We start from the raw sequence: 11,279 nt of genomic DNA, 5'->3' as shown, positions 1-11,279 counted from the left end.
GAGTCCGCCCGTGAGATAGTCGCACGAGGGCGAGGAGTCAGATCACACCCGGTTGCAGGTGCGCTTAACCCGATACGGCGGCGCGGAAGAGAGGGTAGGGCTTGGGGGCACCTCCTCGGCAGTCGATCTACGCGCGGCAAAACCATTCAGCATCATCGGGTCGATGGTCAGACCGCCGCGAAGCCTTGCCACCTCAATTCATGCTCGACCTCGGCGGCAACTCGTAGGACGCGACGCTTGGCCACCGTTGGGCTGTCCGTCCCCAACGATCTCCAAATTTCCCGTTTGCCCACGATCCCCCGAAGCGCGTCAGGAACCCGCCGCCGGTAGTGAATGCGACCGCCGCGCCAAACGAAATGCGTCCGAGCATTATGTAGCTGCTTTGTGTAGCAGCCGGTCGCCCGTTTTCCTGAATGATCAAAGGACGTTAAGCCCTGATCGTGGGGAAGATTGTGTAGCAGAGATGTGTAGCAATCGTCGGAAGACGGTCCCCCAGACGGTATTTCCGAAGCGTTATCAACGATGATTGGAGGAGTGGCGCACCCGACAGGAAAGGATGTGTCGCACTGAAAGCCTCCGTAAGTCCTTGTATCGTATAAGACTGACAGCATTTGTGGAGCGGGTATGTGTCACACCGTTGTGGAGCAGTGGCTTCAGTTTGTCGCCCGCCCCATCCTCCAGATCATGACCTCGTCGCGCTGCGAATAAACGAGGATGGTCATGTCCACGCGGGGGAAGAAGTAGGCCTCGATGACCGGTCGTCGAACGGCCTCTAGTTTCTCGTAGGGGCCAAGACGCCGAACAAAATCGTCTTCGTCCCAAGGGGTCCGGCTGACGACATTCTCCATCACCCATCGCCGAGCGACATTCGCTTCTTCGGCGGTTTCTCGAGTTTGGCCAGAGCCCCGAAGCTCGATCACCGTCGCCGCAGCCATGTCTTCAACGTCAGCGGCTGCAGGATTATCCTTGGCACCCCACCGCTGGTAAAAGGTCACTTCGGCCTCGTACGAGCCGGAGGGGATCGGCTGGTCAGCTTTTCCGGTATCAATGGTGAACGTCGTGGATGGGCCGGTCAGCGTCACGAACTCGGAGTGTCCGATATAGGTGTCCGTGTCATCTTGGCCGGCCAAATCGACCCCGGCGGCTACCCTGATTGGCGTCGGGGCATCCGTTTTTACGACGAACTCCACAATGGTGTCCGACACCGGGGTAGCCACTAGGCTCAACGTCGCCTTGGTCGGTACCGGGCGGCTGACTGACGGCTCCGGGGAAGAGCACCCCCAAATGCAGAGGCAAGACGCCAGTACCGCGAAGAGGGTGAAGCCACCGGTCGGAAGACGGGTTTGCCCGTGCCAGATTCTCAACGCTCCACTCCCTGCCAAGAACCGGTTGTTGCTTCGCTGAGAATAACGCCGTGTCCATCGGCAAGGGCGGAAATCTCCATGACGCATCGGACCGTCTCCGCTTGCGAGATACGCGAGGCCTCCTGAACTCTGGCCAACTGCGACGGGCGGCGGTCGCCGTTAATGACCTCCAGCATCCGGTCGAACATCACGGACTTGCCGGTGTGAGCGAGCCCGCATTTGACCAGTGATTGTTTGAACGCACGCCGCTCGTCGGCCTCCAAACTCGGGGGGGCGGCGATGAGCATGACATCTAAGCCGGCGCTGGAGCAGATGCGTTAGGCAGCCTCAGCAGCTGAATAGGCCTGAACTAGATTTGAGCGAGACATATCGAGATGCTCACTTACCAAGGCTGCCGCTTGGTCGCACGGCTGGGTGAGGCGCGTTAGATCGGCCCACATCGCGGTGACCTCGGTCTGCAGACGAGCCTGACGTTCGGCCTGTTCACGCTCCTGTTTCACCCGCTGACGTTCCGCTCGTGACGGTCGTATTTCGGTCTTCGCGTCTGCGCCCGCTTCGGACGTTTGTGCGGCGGGAGCGATGTCTGGTTTGGGCCAAGGCGTGACGACGAGAATAGCCACCCCGACGATAACGGCGGCGACGGTTGGCAGACCGGGCGCCCTCATGAAGGCGACCCGCTGCCGGATCAGTTTCACGACGGGTGGGATCAGCAACAGCCCGGCGCATAGAGCAGACAACCCGGTCATCCGCTGCGCCAGTCCCGGCCCGACGGCCAAAAACATCAGGCCCGTCAGGATCGAGAAGCCACCCCATAGCCACCCAACAAGTGAAGCTCCCTTGCGAGCCGCCCCCCGCCATTTGTTTGGCTGCGCCCCCGCTTCATTCGTCTCAGACATCCCCGCCTCCAACTTCTTGTTTCGGCGAGAAGCGTATTTCACGGGCGGTTGATTGCAATAGGTTCTGCAATCTCCCTTAGACGGCATTGGCTTCCCTAACCCTCCCCGCGCGGCTCTCTATCCGTGTCTCCATGACGGGGGTGCTCATGGACGAGTTGCGGCAGAGGTTCGGGCGGCTGGTGGCGGCTAACCGGCGTCGGAAGAGCTGGACGCAACAACAACTCGCCGACCACAGCGGCGTCAGCCTCGACATGATCAACCGCATCGAACGAGGCGTGTCGGCGGCCCGATTTCCGAACATCACCAAACTGGCTCATGCCCTCGAAATAGATCCAGCCGAGCTGTTTACGCCGGACCTGCCTTCAGGCGCTGGTCAGCGACGGGTGCTGACCAACCTGGTTTCCCGTCTGTCGACCCTGCCGGATCGCGATTTGGAATGGATCGACCGGCTGCTCGACGCCGCCCTGAAGCCGAGGAGTTAGGCGGGCCGGAGATCGACTTGTGCGATCAATGGCGGGCAAGTCGGGGTTTCGTAGGAGGTGGTTAAGCCGGACCCAACGGGCATCCTGACGGTGCCGTTGGCTGCTCCCAACATTATCGTCGCCGCAGCCGAGCGGCACGGTGGGAACAGCGTGGCGATGTTGCCTTTCCGACGAGAAGCTCAAGACCGCTCTCGACCCATAGGCGAAGTTGGGAAGGTCGGTTTGCCGACAGTCATGCTGCCCCAGCCTCGGCGTCTTGAGCTGGAGGCCTCGGCATCGCCTTTGCGCTTTGGAGTATAGGCCGGCGCATGGATGGAAAGCCGATGCACCCTGCCGCGAGGAAGGCGGACTTGGGGCTTCTCGCGTTCGGCGTGCTGCTTGTCCTCATTGGCGCGATCAGGTGGCTCGGCTCCTAGCCTGTGGGCAACTGGAACACATGCGGACCCGCGTGTCACCGCGCCCTTGAGATAATGCCCGATTACCCTTTTCCGGCGACCTGGCTAGACTTCAGTCGCTCGCAGTGATCAGGCTCTGCATCGTCGTTAACGAATGGGGGGTCATCCGTCCGGCGATGAGGTTTGGGGGAGCCTTATGAACTGGGACGATATTCGCGCCATCATTAGCTCCAATGCGCAAGTCGCTTGGTCCGTGCTGACCTCGGAGTCAGCGGTGCGCGTATATGTGCTCGTCTTTTCCGGCATCCTCCTTGCGGTGTCTCTCTGGCGGGCGCTGAAAGAGCGGACAGTCCTTACTGATTCCACAAAAAAGGCGCTGGCGCAGAACCTCCCCGGCCCAAAGCCAAGGTCCCACCAAGCCAAACAAAAACAGCGTGATCTTAAGCTGAGCCGGCTGAAAGGCATGCTCCTCGCACTGCTCACTTCGACAGCACGAATGATGGCGTTCGGGGTGCTGGTGCCCGTGTTCTTTTTGTGGGCGGGAACGACCTACTACTCGTGGTTTGATCCCAACGCTGTGGTGCTCGTTTCGCAGGCCGGGGGAACGCCAGTGTTGAACCCCAGTTCACCGCAGCTGCTTCTCTACGTCACCGACCAGCTTCTGAGAGGCGGACTCTTCGACGTGCTGGAGGTGTTTAAGGTCCAGGTCGCAGGTCTCAGCAACAACCCTGTCGTTTTGCCTTACTCGATCGGTTTGATCGCCTTCCGCGCAGCGATCGACGGCTACATGATATTTGCCCTGTATTTTGTCCTTAGAACCTCGGTGTCGATGCGAAAGGCCATGCGTGATGTGAATGCAGGCCTTGCTGCTTCGCCTTCGAACCCCTTGCCCGACCACTCGAACGCATAGGTATGACGCCTTCGTCTCCCCGCCAATGTCTCGTTTGAGGCCGATCGCCGACCGCCGGGTTCGACCTTAAGGGCCCCGGTCCAAAGACCGGAGCCCTCGATCGCCACCGTGACTAGAAACTGACGGTCGCGGTGAGCCGGAAGGAGTGCAGATTGAAATCCGACTCTGACCTCAGGAAGTCGGTACCGTTCGGGTTCACGAGCAGGAACGGGCTGGTGGCCGCCGTGGGCGGCGAGGCCAGCCGTCCAACCCGGGTCGTCAGGCCTGAACCGTCCTCGATGCTGGTGTAGAGGTATTCAACACCCAGCCGGAGGTTGTCGGTCACCTCGGTCTCGAGACCGCCACCGACCTGGAAGCCGCCGTGCTCGTCCTCGTTTCGGATCGGGTCGAAGCTGTTGACGGTGTTGCTTGTGACGAAGCTATTCGCGATCGTCCCGTAGGCACCACCCGCAGTGACATAGGGCAGGAACCTTCCATAGGCGTAGCCGAGGCGGGCACGCACGGCCACAAGGGTGTCGAGCTCGCGCTTGAACGAATACTGGGCAGGGGTGATGCTGAAGGCGGTGACGCTGTCGGAGGCGTCGCTATTGGTGAACTCCCCGACCACGCCGTAGACCCAGGGGCCGGACTGCCAGTCGTAGCCGGCGCGGAGGCTGATCTCGCCCTGGCCCTCGTCGTCGGCGTCGCAACCCTCAGTGAGATTGTTGCTCTTTGGCGAGCCGCCGCAGAAGCCGCCCGGGACGGGGGTGGCGGGGCCGAAGGCGTTGACGCCGGCCGTGTTGCGGATCGTGTCACCGAAATTGCCGTCCAGGTTGGTGTCGAACCGGACAGTCTCGCTCTCGTCGTCATCGACGACGCCGTAGCCGCCGGCGACACCGAAATAGAGACCTTGCCAATCCTGGGCCGCGGCCTGATTTGCGGCCAAAGTGAACGCAGCCGCGCTGGCGGCAGCGAATAAAACCCGATTCATCAAGTAACCCTCCACATGCCCCGACTGGGGCCACTCGCCGAGTTACGTGCTGCAAAGCCTGTGGATGCAACCTAAGCCGAGGCCCGGCGAAGCTTGGATTTGGACCGTGGGACTATGGCTGAAACATCATTGTTCGCCGAGGGCCACGTCTGCTTTCCACTCAAAGAGACCTTTGGTGGGTCCGCTTACCGGTATCCCGAATGGCCGAATAACTGCGCTCCCATCAGGCCTACCCCGCCTCGTTCACCACCATCTGGCGGATGATGTGGAGATCGGTCAGCGAGGAGCGGACAACCTGCCGGACAGCTTTCCCAGCCTCGGCCGAAAGACCATGGCGGGTTAAGCTGAAGCAGTCGGCCGCAATCCTAAGCCGGTCGAAATCTGGGCCTCCGACCCAGCGGTCGAGGAGCTGACCTTCAACCACGAATGTTCCGTCTGCGACTGCAGCTTGAGCCTTTGCCGGAGACAGCGAGGCCAAGGCGGGAGACAGCCCGGAAAGCAGTCTAGCAAACCTCCCGATGGCCCGACGTCCGAGCCGCTCGTGTTGGTCAAACGTCTCCGCCGGGTAGCCGTCGATCAGCATGCTCTCCGGCATGGGGTCGTGTCGTTCGGCGTCGTCCTGATGCAGACGGGCGGCCACGACGAACCCGAGGCTCATCTCGTCCAGAGGATGGAACAGGGCCGCTCTGGCGGCTAGGGCTGACGCCGGCTCCATTTGATCGATCAACATCTCCCCCGCGGCCATAACGCCACGCTGATCAGGCGGGCGAATGCGGTAGCCCTTCGGGACAATCCCCCGGAGCACGGACAGGGCGGCATAGGCCTCATACGGATCAGACCCGGCAAATCGGTCCAGCAGCTGGCCGGTGGTCATCCCTCCGAATAGCCGGAACATCTCAGGCTCGCCGGTGTCGGTGACAAAGGCCAGTTCGATGGCCGAGCGCGATTTTGTCGCCTCCGCCATCCGCCGGGTCAGGGCGATCAAGAGAGGTAGTTCGCCAACGGCTTTTCGGAAACCGGCCCGCTGGGCGGAAGTCGCCCAAAAGACCGCTTCGGGAGCACCGATGCCGACATCCTCGACCGCAATCGTCGAGACTGCCCGCCAGACATATCGAGGATCCAGCCGATGGAGGGCGAGCGCCATCCGGACTGCCCTGTCGGTCTGCCCCCGACGACAACTCTTCTGGAGATTGCTCCTTATCCGCCAACGATGCTCCGGATCGGCGTGAACCGGTTGCGGCTCCAAGGTCGCCCAGCGGGCGGTCCAGGCGAAAGCTTCCTCCACGAGGAGGTCGGGCGAAGGGGGAAACACGGCGGCTCCGAAGGTTGGGTCTGCCCTCGAGCGTGAGCGTCATGGCATGGCAGGGAAGGGGTCCGGGCCGGTTAATCGGCGGAGCACTCGGGAGACGGTGGCGGGATGCCAATGCCCTCCCTCGCGGGTCAGTTCACCACGACGGTTCAGTCCGTCGGCAAGCTCCCTTGTCGTCTCGCACCCTCCGGCCCGAAGCTCGTTGATGGAGCCTCGGAGGCTCTCCGCGAAAAGCTGGGCCTCGCGGCGATGGCCGGCGGCGAGAACAGCGCCGTGCGCACCCAGGCGAACTCCCCGGGCCTTTGCTGCTGCAAGTGCCGCCTTCGTTCGGTCGCGGATCATTTGACGTTCGTGTTCGGCGAAAACAGCGAGGAGCTGCAGGGTCAGCCGGTTTGCCTCGGGCACGTCGGCGGCCCGGACATCGACCCCGGCTTCCAGAAGCTGGGCAATGAACGCCAGCGACCGTGAAAGCCGGTCAAGCCGGGCGATCAGCAGCACGGCCTTCTTCCGCCGGCAGAGATCCAACGCGGCGGCGAGCTGGGGACGGTCTCGAACTGCGCCGCTCTCGACCTCGGTGAAAACGCCGATGATGGGTTCGCCGGTCCGCTCAGCGTACCGGTCGATGGCCTCCTGCTGGGCTTCAAGGCCCAGACCGGACGCCTGTTGTTTTCCGGTCGAGACGCGGGTGTAGGCGACGAGGGGCATGAGGCTGGAACAAGTTTATGTTGGTATGTGCGTTCCAAGGCGTAGCGGATGACACCGGACAGGGAAGTGTTGTTGATTGCACCGAACCGAAATGTCGGCTCTCCGGCTTGGTGCCTATGTCGCAAGCCGCCCCCTACCGGACGTTGCACACGTCCGCCTCTGTATAAGCCCTCCTAGCGACGCCGCTCGGCGATCTTGCTGCGGTCGGCGAAGGTTGCGAGCGGTGCCATTTCTATTCGCTTACCAACGGCCAGCAGGCTGTGGGTTTGCTGATGGATGGTGACGCGAAGCGCCGCAATGCGCGCCTCGATCACTGCGATCATTCCGTCCAAGTGGGCGGAGCACAGATTGAGCTTGGACATCGGCAATCCAACCATACTCAGCTTGGTGACCCCAACGCCGCTCGGATTTGTGCCAAGCAGGTGAAAGCTCTGGTCGGTCACTACAACACCCACCGTCGTAGCCCTTTCGAAGTCATTCACTGAGTGCGCCACGTGCTTGTCTCGCAGCGTGCAGAGATAGTCATGGGTCTGATGATCGCCTTCAGTCCAGACAGCGGCAAAGAACTGGGACGTTAGGCGGAACCCCCGAACCCCGCTCGCAAAAGGGCGGGCGTAGGAAATCACGGCTGCATGGATCAGCCCTTTCGCGATCGAGTTAGCATTGTCTGGCAATCCAAACTTCAGAGCCTCGCCAAAGCAATCTCGCGCGAGCGTTAGATCATCCGACGCCAAATGCAGTGACGCGTGTTCTACGGTCTCCGCCGAAGTGGGCAGCGTGATCGGCGCGATGATGGTGCCGGGGGCGACTGTTGCTCCTGTTTCGATCCACGTGAAGGACCATGTCGGTGAAAACAACTCGCCTTCCTGTTCGAATACATTGCCTGCGTTCTCATTCATCAGGCAATCTCCAAGGATTGAGGATGGCGCACCAGCTCTACAGCTCCGTATTGAGGCATGACGTGAACGGCGCAGCTCAGCAAGGTCTGCATTCCACCCGTTTCAGACATCAAGCGGGTCTGCTTCGGATCGCAATCGACGTTGATGCACGACAGCTTTGATCCCCGTGCCTTCAACGGACGGGTCAGCATATGTGCGTGCGGGGCGTGCGACGGACGGTGAAGCTAACCTCAGCAAACGCGGTTCGAGCGAGATCGTGTACTTGACCGTGTTGGAGCATTTCGATGGCGGTTCCTTAACCAGGATACAGGCCCAGCTTGAGGTTCCATATGCCGGAGACGGATCGGCGGACTGATAACCCCTCCAGCACGATTGGGCGGTAATCCGGACTGTCGGGCAGACTTCGACGCCGATTTCCTACGGCCTCAATCGGACGGAACGGCCGTGCCGAGTTCGCAGCTGCGGTAGTCGATTGCCAGTGAAGATGACTGCACCAGCTTCCGGTGCTGGACGGGCCGCTCTTGTAAAAACGCTCTTGAAGGATGTCTTGTCGTAGACCAGGTTGCGAGTAAATCCCTCGGTAATGCAGCCACTTACGCAGAAGTTGAACTGATAACCCTGTTGGCGTTTTTCTGGCCCGATGATGTTGATTGCACCGTCAGGGGTCTGTGAAAAATCCGATGTGGTCGGTGATGTGACTGGCCGAGCTTCCCGCTTCAGCGGCTAAGCTTAATAGGTCGCAGCCGGCCAACTTCAGGCCTCTCTCCCAGAAGGCCCACACGTCTTTCGGGTTGATCAAATCAGACGGAAACGAGGTGTAGGCTGCATCGAACGCAGGACCTTCCTCGGGCGATAGTGCCAACAGTTGAGAGGCCCAGCCGTGACCCCCGCTCCTACGAAGGGACACATATTCAAGCCAGATCCACCGATTAAATGCCGTGGCCCGGCTTTCGTTAGTCCTGACCGCCGAAAACACGTTCCTCAATCCCCCGAGTTGAGCGGGCGTGAACTTGGCATTGCCAAAGCGCACCTTAGTGATCTCAAGCCTTGTGACCGGCGTTTCCCCAAACATGGCCGGCAAGCTCCTCGACGAAAGCTCCCTGCCTTTGTCGTACAGACGCAGGATGAGGGCTGGGAGTTTGACATGCTTTCCCGAGGAGGCGGTCTTAGCTTTGCTTTTCCGATGCACGTAGACGGTTTCCAAGATCCCATCCTCGCCGTGATAAAGGACCCGCTTACCCTCGTTGACCGCACTCACGATGATGTCCGGAACGGTCAGGCCGACGACGTCGATGGCCACATCGATCCTGCTGACGCGGGCATCTTGTAGGAACCTCCCGATCCGGAATGTCTTGTCCGTGGCTAAGTGGATGCCGTCGAGCAGGTCGAGGGTCCCTGTGTGGCCCAGAGCGTTTGGATTGAACTCCAGGCGGAACCAGTGGACCACATCGCCTTTGGCTTTGCCGAGGCTGAAGTTGATTGCAACGGCGGGCTCCCCGAGGAGCACCGAGACCTGCCAGTAGATATTGCTGTGGTACTTCGGCTTGCCCGCGACAAGACCAAGTTTCCCACTCGCTAGGCTGCTCATGAGCCGTTGGCCGTATTGCTCCGAGGCCTCCACCTCATATCCGCTGACGAAGTGCTCTGGGAGCAGATTTCCTACGATAGAGATCGTGTCTACCTGAGGCACTGACACCCATACGGGGTCTCCTTCTACGGATACCTTCTTGATAGGGTAGCGGTACTGGCCGGGCTCAGGCTCTGACGGTGGAGGCTTATTAGAGGCGGGAGAGAGCCCGAACCTTTTCCTCACCACCATCAGGACGACCCTCGCCATTACGACGTGGGTTAGACCCATCGGCAACGGAGGGACGGTAGTGCCCAGAGCGGGGTAAGGTCAATGCTGCCTTTAACGGTGTGCCGCCGGATCGTAAGGGCCGCCAAGAGCGCCCACAACATCGAACCCAAAATCGAGCTTCAGGATTGCCACCCGCTTCCGATCCAGCCCGTAAGCCCCGCAATATCCCTTCGTCTGGCCGAAGCTAGCCCCCTCTATACCCTCCGTGCCCGAGTGCCCGACGATGCTCGCAATGTCCTCGACAGCGACCCCGTTGGAGCGAAGACAAGCGATCACGGTGTGCCGCCAGACATGGGTCGACCGCCCCTTTTTCCAGAAGCCAAACTTCTGCAAATAATCGCCCCAGAAGCGGGTCGCGCCCTCGCTATTGCGATGTTTGCCCAGCCGGAACTCAACGAACACCCGCCTCCCCGGCCACCTCGTCTGCCGATCCGTCACGAACTCCTTGAGCCCTAGCTCTAACAGGCGCGGATGCAGCGGCACGTCTCGGATCGACGAAGCGTTCTTGACCGACTTTTCCTTGGATCCGTCCTCTCCGATCTCCCTCACCTTCAGATGCGGGATCTCAGCTTCGAAGTAGAAATCGCTAGGCCCGAGTTGCGAGAGCTCGCCTGCCCGCAGTCCTGTGTGCATGAACAGGAGGGCTGACCACCACTCGCCCCCTCTCGCGATGCAGGTCCCTGGCGTTTTGACCCGCTTCCGACCCAGGTGTCCGGCGAACAAGGGGGTGGCCAGCAGTGCGACCAGCTCGTCCTTCGAAAATGGTGGAGGCGTCCTACGAACAATCCCTTTCGGTCTCGGGATTTTCGCAACGTCGGCCGGGCTGGTTGGGATCAACCTGTCTTCGACTGCCCACGAGAAGAAAGTCTGGATGCCACGCCAATAGCGGGTCGAGGTCGCGTATGCGATCTGACGCTCGGGGTTCCCCGTCAGGCGTTTCTTGAACGGCAGCGCCTTGCCCTGCAGGGTCTTGTCCAGCCGCTGCAGGTCGTCTCGGAAAGCCTTCATTTGCTCTGCGGTTATGGTCCGAAGGTCGGTCTCGCCACCCACGAAATCGCGGAGCCATCCCAGGCCTCGCCGTAGTTCAGTGATGTGTGATGCCCCCACTTTCCGCGCCTCGGTCCGCGCCAGATAGGTCTCGCCAGCGGCGGCCACCGTTACACTCGTCGAGGTGACGACGGAGACAGCCTGCGCCATGGTCCGGCTGAGCGGCCGCTCGGCGTCGAACAAGTCATCATAGGCCTCGTACCGCCGGGCCGGTTCGGAAAGCCTGTGCATGCGAAGACGCAGCATCTCTCGACTGACCCTCGCTCCCAGTTCGTAACTGAGCGACTGAAGTTGAACAGGTAGTGGTAGGGCGGCAGGGCCATGTCCTAGGTGATGTGGACAAAGTGGATTCCCAAATCAGCTGATCGCTGATTCAAGGCTGTTCTTTGCGGAGAGCAGCCATGGTTCGTGGTTTGATGTCGGATGCGGAGTGGGCGTTCTTCG

At 60.9% G+C, this 11,279-nt stretch carries 12 protein-coding genes; 2 read left to right on the top strand and 10 right to left on the bottom strand.

Annotation, left to right across the window (positions count from 1 at the left end; genetic code table 11):
- Nucleotides 1-167: 167 nt before the first annotated feature.
- From ACP7AU_RS07150 to ACP7AU_RS07135, 4 genes are all read right to left on the bottom strand, one after another.
- Nucleotides 168-611: a DUF6538 domain-containing protein gene (locus tag ACP7AU_RS07150; RefSeq protein WP_426050978.1), complete on the bottom strand. Its 444-nt coding sequence runs from the start codon at nt 609-611 to the stop codon at nt 168-170.
- Nucleotides 612-653: 42 nt separating this feature from the next.
- A complete protein-coding gene (locus ACP7AU_RS07145) occupies nt 654-1,205 on the bottom strand; it encodes a hypothetical protein (RefSeq protein ID WP_426050977.1) in 552 nt (183 codons plus the stop codon).
- 155 nt (nt 1,206-1,360) lie between these two features.
- Nucleotides 1,361-1,651: a hypothetical protein gene (locus ACP7AU_RS07140; RefSeq protein ID WP_426050976.1), complete on the bottom strand. Its 291-nt coding sequence runs from the start codon at nt 1,649-1,651 to the stop codon at nt 1,361-1,363.
- Nucleotides 1,652-1,681: 30 nt separating this feature from the next.
- The gene (locus ACP7AU_RS07135; RefSeq protein WP_426050975.1) at nt 1,682-2,260 is read right to left on the bottom strand and encodes a hypothetical protein; all 579 of its coding nucleotides are present in this window, start codon (nt 2,258-2,260) and stop codon (nt 1,682-1,684) included.
- A gap of 146 nt (nt 2,261-2,406) precedes the next feature.
- Between ACP7AU_RS07135 and ACP7AU_RS07130 the strand changes: the two genes are divergently transcribed.
- A complete protein-coding gene (locus ACP7AU_RS07130) occupies nt 2,407-2,742 on the top strand; it encodes a helix-turn-helix domain-containing protein (protein ID WP_426038332.1) in 336 nt (111 codons plus the stop codon).
- 591 nt (nt 2,743-3,333) lie between these two features.
- Nucleotides 3,334-4,047 (top strand): hypothetical protein, encoded by a 714-nt coding sequence (locus tag ACP7AU_RS07125; protein ID WP_426050974.1) that lies wholly within the window; start codon nt 3,334-3,336, stop codon nt 4,045-4,047.
- Nucleotides 4,048-4,159: 112 nt separating this feature from the next.
- On the opposite strand, the gene ACP7AU_RS07120 is transcribed toward ACP7AU_RS07125, so the two are convergent.
- From ACP7AU_RS07120 to ACP7AU_RS07095, 6 genes are all read right to left on the bottom strand, one after another.
- Nucleotides 4,160-5,017 carry an outer membrane protein gene (locus tag ACP7AU_RS07120; RefSeq protein ID WP_426050973.1) on the bottom strand — a complete coding sequence of 286 codons (858 nt, stop codon included), beginning with the start codon at nt 5,015-5,017 and terminating at the stop codon, nt 4,160-4,162.
- Between the two features lie 229 nt (nt 5,018-5,246).
- Nucleotides 5,247-6,161: a hypothetical protein gene (locus ACP7AU_RS07115; RefSeq protein ID WP_426050972.1), complete on the bottom strand. Its 915-nt coding sequence runs from the start codon at nt 6,159-6,161 to the stop codon at nt 5,247-5,249.
- Nucleotides 6,162-6,368: 207 nt separating this feature from the next.
- Nucleotides 6,369-7,031, bottom strand: coding sequence for a recombinase family protein (locus tag ACP7AU_RS07110; protein WP_426050971.1), 663 nt, complete (start codon nt 7,029-7,031; stop codon nt 6,369-6,371).
- Between the two features lie 173 nt (nt 7,032-7,204).
- Complete coding sequence (locus ACP7AU_RS07105) at nt 7,205-7,930, bottom strand: hypothetical protein (protein WP_426050970.1); 726 nt, start codon at nt 7,928-7,930, stop codon at nt 7,205-7,207.
- Nucleotides 7,931-8,588: 658 nt separating this feature from the next.
- Nucleotides 8,589-9,767, bottom strand: coding sequence for a hypothetical protein (locus ACP7AU_RS07100; RefSeq protein ID WP_426050969.1), 1,179 nt, complete (start codon nt 9,765-9,767; stop codon nt 8,589-8,591).
- 72 nt (nt 9,768-9,839) lie between these two features.
- A complete protein-coding gene (locus ACP7AU_RS07095; RefSeq protein ID WP_426050968.1) occupies nt 9,840-11,081 on the bottom strand; it encodes a hypothetical protein in 1,242 nt (413 codons plus the stop codon).
- Between the last annotated feature and the right edge of the window lie 198 nt (nt 11,082-11,279).

Source organism: Brevundimonas sp. SL161 (assembly GCF_049896985.1).
Classification (GTDB): domain Bacteria; phylum Pseudomonadota; class Alphaproteobacteria; order Caulobacterales; family Caulobacteraceae; genus Brevundimonas.
The sequence above is the reverse complement of the archived record's forward strand: the minus strand, read 5'-3'. Positions and strand labels throughout refer to the sequence as shown.